Annotated in this window: 14 protein-coding genes and 1 tRNA gene; 5 read left to right on the forward strand and 10 right to left on the reverse strand. The window is 53.5% G+C overall.

All coding sequences use genetic code 11. The annotated features are described in order from the left end of the window. The first annotated feature begins 114 nt into the window (after positions 1 to 114). On the forward strand, positions 115 to 1,368 hold the full coding sequence (locus BM427_RS10080; protein ID WP_090121277.1) for a nucleoside permease: 1,254 nt from the start codon (positions 115 to 117) through the stop codon (positions 1,366 to 1,368). Positions 1,369 to 1,671: 303 nt separating this feature from the next. Here the strand turns inward: BM427_RS10080 and citG are convergent, their stop codons facing one another. From citG to BM427_RS10120, 8 genes are read right to left on the reverse strand one after another with little or no spacing between them, the layout of a single operon-like run. Beyond that, positions 1,672 to 2,502: a triphosphoribosyl-dephospho-CoA synthase CitG gene (citG, locus tag BM427_RS10085; protein WP_090121279.1), complete on the reverse strand. Its 831-nt coding sequence runs from the start codon at positions 2,500 to 2,502 to the stop codon at positions 1,672 to 1,674. Beyond that, positions 2,480 to 3,019: a citrate lyase holo-[acyl-carrier protein] synthase gene (gene citX / locus BM427_RS10090; protein WP_090121280.1), complete on the reverse strand. Its 540-nt coding sequence runs from the start codon at positions 3,017 to 3,019 to the stop codon at positions 2,480 to 2,482. The genes citG and citX overlap by 23 nt, the downstream gene beginning before the upstream one ends. Then, positions 3,016 to 4,542, reverse strand: a complete 1,527-nt coding sequence (citF, locus tag BM427_RS10095) for a citrate lyase subunit alpha (protein WP_090121282.1) — start codon at positions 4,540 to 4,542, stop codon at positions 3,016 to 3,018. The genes citX and citF overlap by 4 nt, the downstream gene beginning before the upstream one ends. Before the next feature lie 10 nt (positions 4,543 to 4,552). After that, entirely contained in the window at positions 4,553 to 5,428 is an 876-nt protein-coding gene (gene citE / locus BM427_RS10100) for a citrate (pro-3S)-lyase subunit beta (protein ID WP_090121283.1), read from the reverse strand. Beyond that, on the reverse strand, positions 5,425 to 5,718 hold the full coding sequence (gene citD, locus BM427_RS10105) for a citrate lyase acyl carrier protein (RefSeq protein WP_090121285.1): 294 nt from the start codon (positions 5,716 to 5,718) through the stop codon (positions 5,425 to 5,427). Before citD ends, citE begins: the two co-directional genes overlap by 4 nt. Before the next feature lie 17 nt (positions 5,719 to 5,735). After that, on the reverse strand, positions 5,736 to 6,755 hold the full coding sequence (gene citC, locus BM427_RS10110) for a [citrate (pro-3S)-lyase] ligase (RefSeq protein WP_090121286.1): 1,020 nt from the start codon (positions 6,753 to 6,755) through the stop codon (positions 5,736 to 5,738). A gap of 17 nt (positions 6,756 to 6,772) precedes the next feature. Then, a complete protein-coding gene (locus BM427_RS10115; RefSeq protein WP_090121288.1) occupies positions 6,773 to 7,642 on the reverse strand; it encodes a fumarylacetoacetate hydrolase family protein in 870 nt (289 codons plus the stop codon). Positions 7,643 to 7,664: 22 nt separating this feature from the next. Further along, positions 7,665 to 9,029, reverse strand: coding sequence for a 2-hydroxycarboxylate transporter family protein (locus BM427_RS10120; protein ID WP_090121290.1), 1,365 nt, complete (start codon positions 9,027 to 9,029; stop codon positions 7,665 to 7,667). 335 nt (positions 9,030 to 9,364) lie between these two features. Between BM427_RS10120 and BM427_RS10125 the strand changes: the two genes are divergently transcribed. Together BM427_RS10125 and BM427_RS10130 are read left to right on the forward strand one after the other, a co-directional pair. After that, positions 9,365 to 11,002 (forward strand): ATP-binding protein, encoded by a 1,638-nt coding sequence (locus BM427_RS10125; RefSeq protein WP_090121292.1) that lies wholly within the window; start codon positions 9,365 to 9,367, stop codon positions 11,000 to 11,002. Continuing rightward, positions 10,992 to 11,684 (forward strand): response regulator, encoded by a 693-nt coding sequence (locus BM427_RS10130; RefSeq protein WP_090121294.1) that lies wholly within the window; start codon positions 10,992 to 10,994, stop codon positions 11,682 to 11,684. The genes BM427_RS10125 and BM427_RS10130 overlap by 11 nt, the downstream gene beginning before the upstream one ends. 26 nt (positions 11,685 to 11,710) lie before the next feature. Here BM427_RS10130 and BM427_RS10135 read toward each other — a convergent pair whose 3' ends face one another. Next, positions 11,711 to 13,846 carry an ornithine decarboxylase gene (locus BM427_RS10135; RefSeq protein WP_090121296.1) on the reverse strand — a complete coding sequence of 712 codons (2,136 nt, stop codon included), beginning with the start codon at positions 13,844 to 13,846 and terminating at the stop codon, positions 11,711 to 11,713. A 400-nt stretch (positions 13,847 to 14,246) separates the two neighbouring features. Between BM427_RS10135 and BM427_RS10140 the strand changes: the two genes are divergently transcribed. Together BM427_RS10140 and BM427_RS10145 are read left to right on the forward strand one after the other, a co-directional pair. Further along, positions 14,247 to 14,963, forward strand: coding sequence for a DUF554 domain-containing protein (locus BM427_RS10140; RefSeq protein ID WP_090121298.1), 717 nt, complete (start codon positions 14,247 to 14,249; stop codon positions 14,961 to 14,963). A gap of 105 nt (positions 14,964 to 15,068) precedes the next feature. Then, positions 15,069 to 15,144: transfer RNA gene (locus BM427_RS10145), tRNA-Phe, on the forward strand. Between the two features lie 439 nt (positions 15,145 to 15,583). On the opposite strand, the gene BM427_RS10150 is transcribed toward BM427_RS10145, so the two are convergent. Then, positions 15,584 to 15,838: a hypothetical protein gene (locus tag BM427_RS10150; protein WP_090121301.1), complete on the reverse strand. Its 255-nt coding sequence runs from the start codon at positions 15,836 to 15,838 to the stop codon at positions 15,584 to 15,586. Between the last annotated feature and the right edge of the window lie 384 nt (positions 15,839 to 16,222).

Here is a 16,222-nt window from a genome sequence, read left to right on the forward strand (position 1 = left end):
TTTTATGTCGGGCATAACAAATTCGCCGCCCTGGTGATGATAGAATCCTGACACATAACACTATTAATTGTGCCCATTCCAACATCTGTCCGTCTCCTTTGTGAGGAAATTAGCATGAATCTTAAGCTGCAGCTGAAAGTCATTATCTTTCTGCAGTTCTGCCTGTGGGGAAGCTGGCTGACGACACTTGGCTCATATATGTTCGTCACGCTGAAATTTGATGGTGCATCTATTGGTGCGGTGTATAGTTCGCTGGGCATTGCCTCGCTACTGATGCCGCCGCTGCTCGGTATCATTGCCGACAAATGGCTGAGCGCGAAATGGGTTTATGCCCTGTGTCATCTGGTCGGTGCGATCACCCTGTTTATTGCCGCAGGCGTTACCACGCCGGGCGCAATGTTTGCCATTATTTTGCTTAACTCACTGGCCTATATGCCAACGCTGAGTCTGGTAAATACCATCTCTTACTTCCGCCTGAAATCCGCCGGGCACGATATCGTTACCGATTTCCCGCCAATTCGCATCTGGGGCACCATTGGCTTTATCCTGGCGATGTGGGTGGTGAGCTTCTCCGGCTTCGAACTGAGCCATATGCAACTCTATATCGGTGCCGCACTGTCGCTGGTACTAAGCCTGTACTCCCTGACGCTGCCGTACATGCCGGTTGCGAAAAGCACCGAGAAACAGACCTGGGTGGAAATGCTGGGCCTGAATGCTTTCGCGCTGTTTAAAAACAAGCGCATGGCAATCTTCTTCATCTTCTCGATGATGCTGGGCGCAGAGTTGCAGATCACTAACATGTTCGGCAACACCTTCCTGCACAGCTTCGATGCCAACCCACTGTTTGCTAATAGCTTTATCGTGACCCATGCGTCAGTGATGATGTCTATTTCGCAGATTTCCGAAACAGCCTTCATCCTCGCGATTCCGTTCTTTATGAGCCGCTACGGCATCAAGAACGTAATGATGATCAGTATTTTCGCCTGGGTACTGCGTTTTGGTTTGTTCGCCTATGGCGACCCGACACCGTTCGGCACTGTGCTGCTGGTACTGTCGATGATTGTCTACGGCTGTGCGTTTGACTTCTTCAACATCTCCGGTTCTGTGTTCGTTGAGAAAGAGGTTAACCCAGCGATCCGCGCCAGTGCGCAGGGTATGTTGCTGATGATGACCAACGGCTTCGGCTGCATCCTCGGCGGTATGGCCAGCGGCAAAGTGGTAGAGATCTACACCACCGCAGGTGTTACCGACTGGAAAACCGTATGGCTGATTTTTGCCAGTTATTCGCTGGTGCTGGCTTTTGCCTTCGTGGCACTGTTTAAATACAAACATGTGCGCGAACCTGCAGCAGTCGCCCAGAAAGCGTAAGACAATAACCCGGCCTGAGCGCCGGGTTATTTATTCCTTTATCCACACACTAAGAGCCCATCCCATTAGGCTATTTTATTTGCCATTTTGGTCCTGGGCAGTACTCACACAAAATGTGTCGGCATTTTGAACGCCGTTTGCGGTGGCCCTTTAGGGCGAGCGAAGCGAGTCATCCTCACATACTGCGTGTACGCCCCGGTTGTTGCGCACTGTCCGTGTCCAACCTGGCTGCAACAATATACGCCTACTGGGACAGGCTCTAAGTCTGTTCCGTCCGGGTAAATCCATTTAACGGATATGGCATTATGGAAGTTGTGCCAAAACGTACGCGACTGCCAGCAAATCGGCGCTGCCGCCAGGGCTTAAGTGCCGTGCCATCAGCGCCTGGTCCATTTCAGACAACGCATCATTATCCCAGCCGTCCGCCAGTAACGTTGCCGCATAATCCTGTACGTAGCGCAATCCTGCAATACCGCCGCGCGACACAAGATTGCTGTCCGGGTTTGTCGCCATCAGACGCAATAACGCATGCTGCAAGCGCCGTTCGCCCTGCTCCTGATGCCAGAACGGCAGTACCGCGCGGCGCACGGTGACAAAACCCTGTTCAGCCTCGCCGCGGGCACCGGTAAGACCATACTCCAGGAACTGTTTCTCACCTGCCGTCACAGCCTGCGGCCGGGCTGCAAGTTCACGCGCCACCAGCCCGCGACAGATTTCACTGACCTGCCGACACAACGTTTCAGCCTGCAGCGCACGGCGTTGTCCCTGCAATCGTCCGGCGGCAAAACAGAGCAGACCTAGCGAAAAAATCCCGCCTTTATGGGTATTCACTCCGCCGGTGGCAGCAAACATCGCCTGCTCGCAGGCGATGCCCGCCGGTCGCAGCAGGCGCAACTGGACATCTGCCGCCTTGTGGGCATGTTCGCGCCCGGCCTGTTCAAAGACAGAAAACCATGGCGTGATGGCCGCAATGCTGCGTAAAAACAGCGCATGATCCATATCCTGGTGCGAGCCGTTGTTCGCCCGGTCCACCAGCCCCGGTTTCGGCGTGAGATCCAGTTCCAGCCGCAGTGCCCAGGCAGCCAGTGCCGGTACGCTGATAACAGCGGGTTCAGTCGCGAGTAAACCAGCCATCAATCAGTTTCTCCACGCGGGCAACCACTTCATCAATCGGATGGCGGCGCGAACGCGCACAGCCGTGCGCTGGCTCATCGCACACCAGGCAACGGCGAGTATTCAGATCCAGTGAATGACGCCCGACCTGTCCCGCCTGCGGGCACAACACATCAAAATCCCACAGACGACCCAGAGGATGCGTCTGTTCCATCTCAACGCACTGCGCCTTGATTTCCACCGCCGGATGCGCAACACACCACAGGGCTTCTGCGCCGGTCGGCAGCCACAGCACTTGCCGGTCCAGCACCTGCCAGCGGTTCTGCCATAGCAATTGATCGCAGGTCTGCAACGCCACACCCATGGTATTGCGATAGCGAATGCTGTCTTTAACCGCGCCGGGCGTCACCAGCGTCAGTGAAATGACCGGTTGTTGATAGTGAGCGAGCCAGTCAGCCTGACGCGCTGCACGGCTATCTTTCGCCGCCAGCAGCGCTTCAAGGCTGACGCCCGATCTTATGGGCGTCAGTGTCGTCATGCATTTTCCTCTTTAACCTGACGGACAACGTCAATGACGGTGCCATCACGGTAGCGGATCACCCCGACAATACGGTCAGTAAAGGCGATCGGTTTAGGTTCACCTGTCAGCGAGATGGCGCGTTGATACAGTGTTTCGATATCAACAATTTTCAGCCCCGCCGCCAGCAGGCGTTCGCGGATCTCAGGACGCGCCGGGTTCACCGCAATCCCATGGTCAGTCACCAGCACATCGATGCTTTCCCCGGGTGTCAGCAACGTGGTCACGCGTTTCACCACCGTCGGAATACGGCTACGTAGTAAGGGCGCCACAACAATGGTCAGGTTTGCCGCAGCCGCCACATCACAGTGGCCACCAGATGCGCCGCGCATTACACCGTCTGAACCGGTAATAACATTGACGTTAAACTCCGTGTCGATCTCAAGCGCGCTGAGGATCACCACATCCAACTGGTCGCAGCAAGCAGCTTTGCCGCCGGGGTTGGCATAGACATCAGTCGAGATCTCAACGTGGTTCGGGTTACGGTGCAGTGATGCCGCGGCCTCGCCGTCAAAACACTGCGTGTCCAGCAGCTTACCGATTAGCCCTTTTTCATGCAGACTCACCAGCGCACCAGTGATACCACCGAGCGCGAAACTGGCCTTCACCCCGAGGCGCTCCATTTTCTCTTCCATAAAGCGGGTCGCCGCCGTCGACGCTGCGCCGGAGCCGGTCTGCATGGAAAAACCATCCTTGAAATAGCCGGAGTGCTCGATCACATCCGCCGCATAGCGCGCGATCATCAATTCACGCGGATTGCTGGTGACACGCGCTGCGCCAACGCTGATTTTTGCCGGATCGCCCACACTCTCCACCTGCACAATCAAATCCACCTGCTCCTGACCAAGGCTGGCGGGCATATTCGGGAACGGCACCAACGCTTCCGTCAGCAGCACCACTTTGTGGGCGAACTTCGCATCCACCATTGCATAGCCCAGCGAACCGCAGCAGGATTTGCCCTGTGTGCCGTTGGCGTTGCCAAACTCATCGCTGCAGGGTACGCCAAGAAAGGCGACGTCAATCTTCAGTTCGCCATCCTGCAACAGTTTGACGCGCCCGCCGTGGGAGTGAATCTGTACCGGTTCTGCCATCAGTCCATGAGAGATTGCATCCGCCAGCTTGCCGCGCATGCCGGAAGTATAAATGCGGGTAATCACACCGCTCTCAATATGTTCGATCAGCGCATCGTTGCAGGTCATCAGTGAACTGGAGGCCAGCGTCAGATTTTTGAATCCCAGACGCGCCAGCGTGGCGACAACATGGTTAATCACCCGGTCACCTTCGCGGAAAGCGTGGTGGAACGAGATGGTCATCCCGTCTTTCAGGCCACTGCGGGCGATGGCGTCTTCCAGCGTGGCGCAGAGTTTGCGCGTGTGTTTGCTGTTAACGTCCGCCAGCCACGGCGTGGCCGCATGAGCGCTGTCGAAGGGTTTTAACTCACGCAGATGGGGAAAATTAACGTGAAGAAGCTCTGTCTGATTCATTATACTGTCCTTACCGACGCACGCCGGACGCGGCCGCACGTTCCAGCACCATCTGCGCGTGATTAATAATCGGGGCGTCGATCATTTTGCCGTTCAGCGAAACGACGCCAAGCCCGTTGCGTTCACCCTCTTCTGCCGCTTCAATAACCCGTTGCGCGTGGTCAACTTCCTCCTGTGTCGGCGCATAAGCATTATGCAGCAGATCGATTTGCCGCGGGTTGATCAGCGACTTACCGTTGAAGCCCATTTTGCGGATCAACCCGACTTCGCGCAGGAATCCGGCTTCGTCGTTAACGTCTGACCACACCACATCAAAAGCGTCGATACCGGCGGCGCGTGCGGCGTGCAGCACTGCGCAGCGAGCATAAAACAGCTCTGTACCGTCGCCGCGTTCGGTCTGCATATCCATCACATAGTCGAAAGCGGCCAGCGCAATACCGATCAGACGCTGAGAGCTACGGGCGATCGCTACGGCATTAATAACGCCGATCGCGGATTCGATGGCCGCCATTACGCGGGTCGATCCCACTTCACGTCCGCAGGCCAACTCGATACGTTCGAGATGACGTTCCAGTTCGTAGATATCTTCTGGGGTATCCGTTTTCGGTAAGCGCACCACATCCACGCCAGCACGAACGACCGCTTCCAGATCCGGCAGGCCAAACGGCGTGTTCAGCGGGTTGATACGCACCACGGTTTCGATATCCTGGTACATCGGGTGTTGCAGGGCATGAAATACCAGCAGTCGTGCGGTGTCTTTTTCACGCAGAGAGACGGCATCTTCCAGATCAAACATGATCGAATCCGGACGATAGATAAACGCGGTGGAGAGCATGGCGGCGTTAGCGCCTGGCAGAAACAACATGCTACGACGGAGTTTTTTCACAGCAGTTTCCCCCAGTCGATCTCTGTTCCTTCCGATGCGCGCAGTACCGCGCTCTGTAAACGTGCGCGGATAACACAGTCCAGCGCGCCTTTGTCTTCAATGATGATCAAGCCCTGGTGAACCGCCATTGCACGCAGCGTGTCGTTCACCACCTTACGGATCTGATCGCCAAATTGCTTGATAACCTCGCTGTGAATAACGACTTCTAACTCGCCTTCGGCGGGGGCTATTTTTACCATCAGGTCGCTGGACTCCATGGTTCCGGCCAGCGCCTCCCTCACAATTTTCATATTTAGATTCCTGATTTTTAAACAGCTTCCGCGCTGTAGTGGGATTCGAGATGCGCGAAAGTGGTATCCGGTACAATTTCCCGAATACGGGAAAACTGGTGTGTTTGCAGTAAACGGCGCACTTCAGACGCGGAGATGGCATTGCCGGTCGCTTTAAGGCGCGGAATTTCCACCACCTCCACCGTCCCCGCCAGCAGTTGATGCATCGTCTGATTGTACTGGCGGGTAATGTCGCAAAAGGGTTCGCTACCGATAAAGCGGTGGGTGATACCCAGCGCGGGTGCAATGTAGTTGCGGAAAATCAGCAGGTCGATTTCGCTCCATGCCTGCTGTACTTTGCCGGTCTCTTTCAGGAAATAAGCCGGGAAAGTGGCGCGGGAAATAATGTACTGAGAGCCTTCGTGAACGATGACATTCGGCAGATGTGCCACACCCGCCTTCACCATTTTCAGCCGCGCGGCAAAGGGGAAGAACGACGCGTCTTCGCGCACCACGAACAGGTGCAGCCAGTCGCAGACACGTGCGGCCTGCTCCACCAGATGGCGGTGCCCCAGCGTAAAGGGATTAGCATTCATCACAATCGCGCCGATGCGTTTGCCTGGCATGCGATCGATCTGCAACGTGCGGCAGTAACGCTGAATCCCCGACGGGGTATTCTCCATCAGCACTGCGTTGTTGCCGCTTTGCGCCACCGGCCAGAAGCCACTGTGGCGGAAACGTTCCAGGTTGCAGGGGCGCGTGCAGAGAAATAGATGAAAATGCCCCCGCGCCAGCGCCAGATGGGAAACCTCCGCCAGCAGACGCGCACTGAGATTTTCGCCGCGTAGCTCTTCATCCACTGCAACACATTTGATGACATTGGCGGCCAGGCCCGCACAACCCACCAGCCGGTTTCCCGACCAGGCTTCAACGAAAGTGGTGATATCACTGTCCATACCTAATCCACTGTCTGCGAGCAACGTGCGGATCGAGGCCAGCCGTTGAGTATTGCCGTTGACTTCCGCCACGCGGAAGTCGATGGGGGGTCGTGCCTGCATGGTATTGCCTTTCGTCCTTAGTGTGCCGCCGTCAGCGAATAAGCTGGCGCTGGCGCATCAATAATCACATTACTGAGGTGACCGATATTCTCGATCTCCACTTCGATGCGATCGCCCGCCTTCATAAACAATGGCGGGTTGCGTTTTTTGCCGACGCCGCCCGGCGAGCCGGTGATGATGACATCGCCCGGCGTCAGGCTAGTGAAGGTACTGATGTACTCGATAAGCTCAGCCACCTTATGAATCATGCTGGCGGTGTTATCGTCCTGCACCATGCGGCCATTCAACCAGGTGCGGATCGCCAGTTGATGCGGATCAGGGATCTCATCCGCCGTCGTCATCCATGGGCCGAAAGCGCCAGTTTGCCGCCAGTTTTTCCCGGCGGTAAACCAGGTGTGTTGCCAGTCGCGCGCCGAACCATCCATGTAGCAGCTGTAGCCGGCAACGTGGTTTAAAGCCGCCTCACGGGAGATATTTTCGCCCCCTGTTCCGATGATCACTGCCAGCTCGCCTTCATAGTCGAATTCACTGGAGTGACGCGGCTTCAGTACCGGCGCGTTATGACCGGTTTGCGAATCCGCAAAGCGAACAAAGAGCGTTGGTGCCGGGTTATGCTGATCGAATTCTTTGCGCTTTTCGGCGTAGTTCATGCCGACGCAGAGAATTTTGGCCGGATTATCAATGACCGGCAGAAATTGCAGATCGTCGAAGCGGATATCTGCCGTTTCACCGTCCAGTTGTTGCGCTTCATTCAGCGCGTTGGCAGCGAGCAGTGATTTCAAATCACCGTAACGGTCGCCCAGACGCTGCCCCAGATTGATTACGCCATCAGCCTTGACGATGCCGTAACTCCGGATCCCCTGATGGACAAAGCTTGCGAGTTTCATATCAGTTCCTGTAACACTTGAATCAAACGAGGAAATTGCCGAGCACCAACAGCGATACCGAGACGTTGATCGCACCGCCGATACGGGTTGCGATCTGCGCAAACGGCATCAGGCTCATGCGGTTACCCGCGGTCAGGATGGCAACATCCCCTGTACCGCCCTGGCCGCTCTGGCAGCAGGAAACAATGGCCACATCAATAGGATGCATGCCGATCTTTTTGCCCACAAAAAAGCCAGTGGCAACCAGTGCGGAAACGGTGCTCACGATCACCAGCAGGTTGTTGATGGTGAACGCATGAACCAGCTCTTCCCATGGCGTGATAGCCACACCGACGGCGAAGAGGATGGGATAGGTAACGGAGGTCTGGAAGAATTTGTATACCACCTGAGAGCCTTCCAGCAGACGCGGAGAGACACCGTTCGCCAGCTTGATCAGAACGGCAACGAACAGCATACCAACCGGCGCAGGCAATCCAATCAGCTTGTGACCGAGCATGCCGATCATGTACAGCAGCACAGCAAGCAGCGCGCCAGCCGCAATAGTGGTGACATCAGTTTTACCGGATACAGCCGGTGTAGCCGGAGCCTGTTCATCACCGTTGCTGCGATTAGGCATTAACTGCCCTTCGCCGGTCAGGTGCGGGAAGCGTTTACCCAACTGATTCAGACAACCAGAGATGATGATGGCAGTCAGGCCACCAAGCATGACCATCGGCAATACACGACCGAGCGCAACGCCCTGATCCATATGCAGCAGTGTCGCGTAACCTATCGAGAGCGGGATCGCGCCCTCACCCACACCACCCGCCATGATCGGCAGAATGATAAAGAAGAAGATCTGGAACGGCTCCATACCGAGCGCCAGGCCCACACCCATTCCCACCAGCATGCCGACGATTTCGCCACACAGCATCGGGAAGAAGATACGCAGGAAGCCCTGGATCAGCGTGGTGCGATTCATGCTCATGATACTGCCGACAATGATGCAGCAGATATAGAGATAAAGAATGTTGGTGGATTTGTAGAACTTGGTGGTGGATTCCACGACCACATCCGGCAACAGGCCGTAGTAAACCATCGCCGAGGGAATAAAGGTCGCGCAAATAGCCGCTGCGCCCAGTTTGCCGACGATCGGCAGACGTTTGCCGAATTCACCGCAGGCAAAGCCGAAGAATGCCAACGTGGCTACCATTACCACGATATCGCTCGGCAACTTACCGCCCAGGCAGTCAATGGCAATTAATGCACCGGCTAACAGGAATAATGGCAGAGGAATAATCCCGATTTTCCAGGTATCCATAATGTGCCACCATTTTTCTTTCAGTGGTTTCTTTTGAATCTCAAGCGATTCAGAGGTAACAGAAAATGAATCGTCAGTTGTGCTCATAATTAAGCCCCTTGGTTATTTTGTACATACAGAGTAAAGGGCTAAAAACGCACTTTGTGTGAGGAAATGCATAATAAAATCGTTGTTTTAATGGTACCTATGGTTTTTATGGTTTCTTTTATTTTGTGTGATTCATCGCTTATTTATTGCTGTGGTTTTTATGGTTTTTTTATATAGAAATACAACTTAATAACATTTCCAAAAAACAATATTTAACAGAGTGTTTTTAAGCACCAAACCATGCTGTGCAAAGGATCACAAGTTTCCAGTAAACTCCGCACGCATGTTAAAAAAGATGCTACATTGTCGCATTGTTGGCTGCTGTGCGTAATGTCATGAAAGTCTCTTTCCAAATCAAACTTTTTATTTCACTGGTACTTTTTTTCTCCGGCCTCTTCGTTTTATTAGGTGTTTATTATTACAAAGACGTTGGTCGCCAACTATACCAGGAGATGAGCGCCAGAGCCAAAATACAGGCGGAAGAAATAGCGATTATTCCGAGTTTACGCCAGTCGGTTGCCGATAAAGACATTCGAGCCATCGCGCAATTTATGCATAAAGTAGTGGCACACAGCGATGCAAGCTTTATTGTTATCGGCGATGATAAAGGGCTGCACCTATTTCACTCAGTGCATTCTGATGTCGTAGGAAAAACGTTGATTGGCGGCGACAATGCCGACGTACTCAAGGGGAAAAGTACAACCACCATTCGCAAAGGAGGGCTGGGTATTTCACTGCGCAGCAAAGCGCCAATATTTGATGATGTCGGGCATGTCGTGGGGATTGTTTCTGTCGGCTACCTGACCAGCTATCTCGACAGGATCACCCTGGGGAAAGTGATCAACATTTTTCTCGCCGCAGTACTTTTACTGATGGCTCTGTTTGTTTTTTCCTGGTTTTTTACCCGCAGTATCAAAAAGCAGATCTTCTCACTGGAGCCACGCGAAATTGGTCTTCTGGTGCGTCAGCAGAAAGCGATGATGGAGTCGATCTATGAAGGGGTGATCGCCATTGACAGCGAATTGCGTATCGAGGTGATTAACCAGGCAGCACGTAAACTGCTGGCGTTAAGCCAGCCGACGCGTGCACTGCGCGGGCAAACCATCGCCGAAGTCATTGCACCAGTGCCCTTTTTCGCCCGCGAGGTGATGCTGGAGAATGACACACACGATGAGATGTGTCGGTTCAACCAGTTGACAGTTATTGCCAGCCGGGTGCGCATTATGCTGGAGAATAAGTTACAGGGCTGGGTGATCACCTTCCGTGACCGCAATGAGATTGACAGCCTCAGTGCGCAACTGAGCCAGGTAAAACGCTATGTCGACAATCTGCGCATTATGCGTCATGAGCAACTCAATCGTATGGCCACGCTGTCGGGGCTACTGCATATGGAGCGTTACGATGACGCCATTCGCTATATTCAGGCGCAGTCGGAACATGCGCAGGAGCTGCTGGACTTTATCTCATCACATTTTAGTTCGCCGACATTATGCGGCCTGTTGTTAGGTAAAGCGGCGCGCGCCCGCGAAAAAGGCGTTGAACTGGCGTTTGATCCGTCGTGCCGGATGGATCGCCCCAGTAGTACGCTGGGCGAGGCGGAGCTGATTTCGATCATCGGTAATCTGCTGGATAATGCCATTGAAGCGACACAGCGCGCAGAGTTACCACACGAGCCGGTCGAGGTGCTGATCCTGCAGCATGAACACGAGTTGATTATTGAGGTGGCAGATCGCGGCGTGGGGATCGAGCCGGAAATCCATGAGCACATATTTGAACGCGGGATAACCACTAAACGCCACGGCGATCATGGCATCGGGCTATACCTGATCGCCAGCTATGTTGCGCATGTCGGTGGTTCGATTGAGGTTTCAGCCAATGAACCGCGCGGTACCATTTTCTCTTTGTTTATTCCTGAAACGGGCAACGTACTGCGTCCCGTACCGACCCTGGAAGATCAGAATTATGCAACATGAACTGATAGACGTGCTGATAGTGGAAGATGAACACGCCCTTGCGCAACTTCATGCGGAGCTTATCGGCAAGCATCCACGCTTGCGGCTGATGGGGATTGCCTCGTCGCTGGCAGAAGCAAAAGTCATGCTGGACAGCATGCAACCGCAGCTGGTTCTGCTGGATAACTATCTCCCGGATGGCAAAGGTATTACGCTGATCAACGATACGCAAATTATCCGCGCCAACTGCTCAGTCATTTTTATTACCGCTGCCAGCGATATGGATACCTGTAGCCAGGCGATCCGCAATGGCGCGTTCGACTATATCCTCAAACCCGTGTCGTGGAAGCGGTTGAGCCAGTCGCTGGAGCGTTTTGTACAGTTTGCCGATCAACAACGGGTGTGGAAAATCGTCGATCAGCAAAACGTCGATTCACTCTATCAATTGCAGGCCAAAAACTACCGTCAGGACAATGGCAGTAAAGGCATTGAGGAGAATACGCTGGCGCTGGTACAAAAGCTGTTTGCCGACGATGCCGAACGCTGCTTTTCCGTTGATGAAGTGGTCAGTGAAACGGGATTAAGTAAAACCACTACCCGCCGCTACCTCGAACACTGCGTGGAGGCGGGTTTTCTGGTGGTTGAGATGCAGTACGGAAAAATCGGCCACCCGCGCCGTATGTATCGCCGGGTGGCCGCGTAACGCTGTTCCTTACCGCCGAACCGATGTTACTTCAGCACATAGCCGTACAGGCGTTTGATCCCGTCGGCATCGGTTTCCGAATAGACGCCCTGCAACTCCGGTGAAAAGCCCGGTAGCAGGTTGACGCCTTCTTCCAGCGCCAGGAAGTAGCGCTGGACGGCTCCCCCCCACACTTCACCGGGTACCACGCACAGCACGCCCGGCGGGTAAGGCAGCGCGCCTTCAGCGGCGATACGCCCTTCCGCCTCGCTGATACGTACCAGTTCAACATTGCCGCGAATAAACTCGTTATTTGCGTCCTGAGGATTCATCACTACCGCTGGCAGACTCTCTTTGCGGAACATCGCTTTTTGCAGATCCTTCACATCAAAGCTGACATACAGATCGTGCATCTCCTGGCACAGCTCACGCAGAGTGTAATCGCGGTAGCGCACCGGGTATTTGTTAAAGATGGTCGGCAGTACATCGGCAAGCGGCGTGTCATCCTCAATATGCTGTTCAAACTGGGCGAGCATCGCCACCAGCTGCGCCATTTTCTCTGCGCTCTCAGCTGGCGTCAGCAGGAACAGGATCGAGTTGAGATCGCACTTCTCCGGTACGATGCCGTTCTCGCGCAGGAAGTGCGCCAGAATGGTCGCCGGAATACCAAAATCGGCGTATTCCCCGGTTTCCGCATCGATACCTGGCGTGGTCAGCAGCAGCTTGCAGGGATCGACAAAATACTGTTCGCGCGCATAGCCCTCAAAGCCGTGCCATTTGTCACCCGGCTCAAAGCTGAAGAAGCGGCGTTCGCGGGCAATCATCTCGGTGGGATGATCCTGCCACGGACGACCAGCGATCTCTGGCGGCACGAAGGGTTTGATCATTTTGCAGTTGGCAATGATCGCCTTACGCGCGTCTATCCCCAGCGCCACACACTCGGCCCACAGGCGGCGCCCGCTCTCACCCTGATGGATTTTAGCGTTAACATCCAGCGCGGCAAACAAGGGATAGAACGGACTGGTCGAGGCATGCAGCATAAAAGCGTTGTTCAGCCGCTTATGCGGGCAGAATCGCGCCTGGCCGCGCAGATGGTTATCCTTCTTGTGGATCTGCGACGTTTGCGAGAAACCGGCCTGCTGTTTGTGCACCGACTGGGTGACAAAAATACCAGGATCGTTTTCGTTCAGATCCAGCAGCAACGGTGAGCAGTCCGCCATCATCGGGATAAATTGCTCGTAACCGACCCACGCAGAGTCAAACAGAATGTAATCACACAGGCTGCCAATCTTGTCGATCACCTGACGGGCGTTGTAGATAGTGCCATCGTAAGTCCCAAGCTGGATCACCGCCAGACGAAACGGCCGTGGCTTATCGGCCTTATGTGGCGCAACATCGCGGATCAAATTGCGCAGGTATTTCTCATCGAAACAGTGATTGTCGATGCCACCGATAAAACCAAACGGGTTGCGGGCCGCTTCCAGATAAACTGGCGTGGCTCCCGCCTGGATCAGCGCGCCATGGTGATTGGATTTATGGTTATTGCGATCGAACAGCACCAGATCGCCGCGGGTTAGCAGCGCATTGGTCACCACCTTATTGGCGGCGGATGTGCCGTTGAGGACGAAATAGGTTTTGTCAGCATTAAACACTTTTGCTGCGAATTTCTGCGCATGCTTCGCGGATCCTTCGTGGATCAATAGATCGCCCAGTCTGACGTCGGCGTTACACATGTCAGCGCGAAAAACGTTCTCACCGAAAAATTCATAGAACTGGCGTCCTGCCGGATGCTTTTTGAAAAATTCACCGTGCTGGTGACCCGGACAGGCAAAGGTGCTGTTGCCCATCTCGACATACTGGCGCAGTGTATCGAAAAACGGCGGCAGTAAATTGTCTTCATAATCGACAGCGGCTGCTTCCAGCTCCAGCCACTCCTGATCTTTGCCAGCGATAACCGCCGTAATGCCTTCAGGCATATCGACCGGCTCACTGGAGAATAAGAATACCGGCACGTTAAAACCTGTCCGTTTGAGCAGCGCCAGAATGCCGCTACGACTCTCCGCTACTGTTATGACGACTGCCGCTACATCCGTAAAGTCGGTGCTCTCCAGTGTCACCACTTCGCGGTGGGTGGAAAGCAGGGATACCAGCTCGCAGCTGACGGCAATTTTCATCGATTTCATAAGCACGAATACCCGTTTCAGGGGAGTAAAAAACCCCGGACAAAGCTGCTGCTTCGCCCAACGAACGTGTCTGACTGGAACCAGCTCCAACCGTCAGACATCAGTAAAAGCAGAGCGTCTCTGATCTTACTGTTGTCCTACAGTGAGCGTGCGTTACCCTCACCGCATGGTGAGTGAAGTAGGAGATAAAATGAGACGGGCACCCGTTTGCGCAGGTGCGCAATCTCTCTGGCTAACGGCTGAATAGTGCGTCATCAGGCGGCCCCGTAGAGGTAGAAGAAAATTCGCGCAATCATGGCACCTTTCCCCCACTGGCGCAACTAACGCAGCCTCAACCGCGCATAGAAATGCTATTCTGTGCGGCATATTATTCAGTTATATGAAACACAGGAGTGAAGGTGTGCTAACAGGTCCTTTCATCAATGCCGCCGCCGTATTGCTCGGCGGAACAATTGGCGCTTTGCTCAGCCACCGGTTGCCGGAGCGGGTGCGTGATTCAATGCCGTCGATTTTTGGTCTGGCCTCGTTAGGTATAGGCATCTTGCTGGTCATCAAATGCGTGAACCTGCCAGTGATGGTGCTGGCGACGCTGGTGGGGACGCTCATCGGGGAACTTTGTTATGTGGAGCGTGGTATTAGCAGCAGCGTAAATGCGCTACGGAATCTGGTGCAAAAACGCAAAGAGGGTGAAGCCAACAGTGCGCATGAGTCTTTTATTCAAAGCCTGGTAGCCATTATTATTCTGTTCTGCGCCAGCGGCACCGGGATCTTTGGCGCCATGCGTGAAGGGATGACTGGCGATCCGAGTATTTTGATCGCCAAAGCATTTCTCGATTTCTTTACGGCGGTGATCTTCGCCACCTCACTGGGTTTTGCCGTTGCGGTGATTTCTGTGCCGATGCTGATTATTCAACTGACGCTCGCCACCTGCGCGACGCTGATCTTGCCACTGACCACACCTGCAATAATGGGAGATTTCACCGCCGTGGGTGGTGTTTTACTGCTGGCAACCGGGCTACGTATTTGCGGCATCAAGATGTTTGCAGTGGCGAATATGCTGCCTGCGCTGGTGATTGCGATGCCCATATCCGCGCTGTGGACGGCATTTTTTGCCTGAGTCAGCGTGCAGTATCAACCAAGTGGTGATAGATTGTGCAGTCCGCTACGAATTAAAGAAATTTCGTTGACGGAGCGTGGGGAATCAGGTTTAATGCGGCCCGTTGCCCGGATAGCTCAGTCGGTAGAGCAGGGGATTGAAAATCCCCGTGTCCTTGGTTCGATTCCGAGTCCGGGCACCACTATTTAAAGAACCCGCCCACAAAGCGGGTTTTTGCTTTTCAGGATTCCGGTAGATTTCTGGACGTTGCAAAACGTTATTCGTTTGCTGGATTCCTCGCCATTTTCGCTAATCTTCGTTACTTTTAGAAACCTCAATACTCTCTACCAACCTTTCTCTCACTACAAAGCTACAGTCTTTCTACTGTCCACTACAGTTCCCTTCTCTTAGAGCGCTCATAGTGTTAAAAACAGAGGAGAAACGGGGAGCAGACCAACGGACATTCACAGATCTGTTTAGTTGGCTAAATTTAGTTATTCACTTCAGGTAGCCAATTAAAAAATAGACACCAAAGCAGTGGTGAATTCTCTGTGGATGACTCTCTGTCGCTGTACCGAATTCAGTCTGATTTCTCCGCTTTCCACATGGCAGCACCTCTATGTAGGTTCATATATGTAGGTTCAGGCCTTTTGACTACGCAGCATCGAACAGAATGGACAATTACAGTTGGGAATTGGCACGGCCGCGCATGTTCCTGTGAGGCGCGTCTGGTAGGTAGCACCATGCTGACTGTATAAATTGCTGAGAATGGTATTCTCAACCAGATTTAGTTGGTGTCCTGAAAGCCCGGTGTCTGGTGCATCTTTTGCTTGAAAAGCCAGCGCTTGCGTCGACGCAACCGTCAAAGACAGGGCAATAAGTTTGCTGATTTTCATCTATACCCCTTGTTAAATTTTCGTTCGAAACTAAACGCTGCATTAAGCAGATAATAACTCTCTCTATTTGCTGAACGAAGCTTAGTCAGATTGTTATGGAATAACACAGCATATACATGAAAATGATATCAGTAACAACGCTGTGCTTCGCCTTATGGTGGTATAGAGACAAGACCCAGTAGCCACTATTCCAAAGAGAGAATGAATGAGGATACCTTTCTTGGTAGTGGTCATTTCAGCAAGAAGGATACATGGAAAAACCGCGCCTTATGCTATACAGGGCTGGTAACCAGGCCTGCATCCTGTACGCGAACCAGAAAGTTTTAGTGATACTGTCGTCAGTAAAATCCAGGAATAAAGCTGACTAAAAACACATATTGTTAC

The organism is Kosakonia arachidis (genome assembly GCF_900116535.1).
Taxonomy (GTDB): domain Bacteria; phylum Pseudomonadota; class Gammaproteobacteria; order Enterobacterales; family Enterobacteriaceae; genus Kosakonia; species Kosakonia arachidis.

Coding starts and splice junctions, on each gene's coding strand:
- BM427_RS10115 (WP_090121288.1), bottom strand. CDS start 7,642: ATGAAACTCGCAAGCTTTGTCCATCAGGGGATCCGGAGTTACGGCATC.
- BM427_RS10120 (WP_090121290.1), bottom strand. CDS start 9,029: ATGAGCACAACTGACGATTCATTTTCTGTTACCTCTGAATCGCTTGAG.
- citD (WP_090121285.1), bottom strand. CDS start 5,718: ATGAAAATTGTGAGGGAGGCGCTGGCCGGAACCATGGAGTCCAGCGAC.
- BM427_RS10125 (WP_090121292.1), top strand. CDS start 9,365: ATGAAAGTCTCTTTCCAAATCAAACTTTTTATTTCACTGGTACTTTTT.
- citX (WP_090121280.1), bottom strand. CDS start 3,019: ATGACGACACTGACGCCCATAAGATCGGGCGTCAGCCTTGAAGCGCTG.
- citF (WP_090121282.1), bottom strand. CDS start 4,542: ATGAATCAGACAGAGCTTCTTCACGTTAATTTTCCCCATCTGCGTGAG.
- BM427_RS10150 (WP_090121301.1), bottom strand. CDS start 15,838: ATGAAAATCAGCAAACTTATTGCCCTGTCTTTGACGGTTGCGTCGACG.
- BM427_RS10130 (WP_090121294.1), top strand. CDS start 10,992: ATGCAACATGAACTGATAGACGTGCTGATAGTGGAAGATGAACACGCC.
- citG (WP_090121279.1), bottom strand. CDS start 2,502: ATGGCTGGTTTACTCGCGACTGAACCCGCTGTTATCAGCGTACCGGCA.
- BM427_RS10080 (WP_090121277.1), top strand. CDS start 115: ATGAATCTTAAGCTGCAGCTGAAAGTCATTATCTTTCTGCAGTTCTGC.
- citC (WP_090121286.1), bottom strand. CDS start 6,755: ATGCAGGCACGACCCCCCATCGACTTCCGCGTGGCGGAAGTCAACGGC.
- BM427_RS10135 (WP_090121296.1), bottom strand. CDS start 13,846: ATGAAATCGATGAAAATTGCCGTCAGCTGCGAGCTGGTATCCCTGCTT.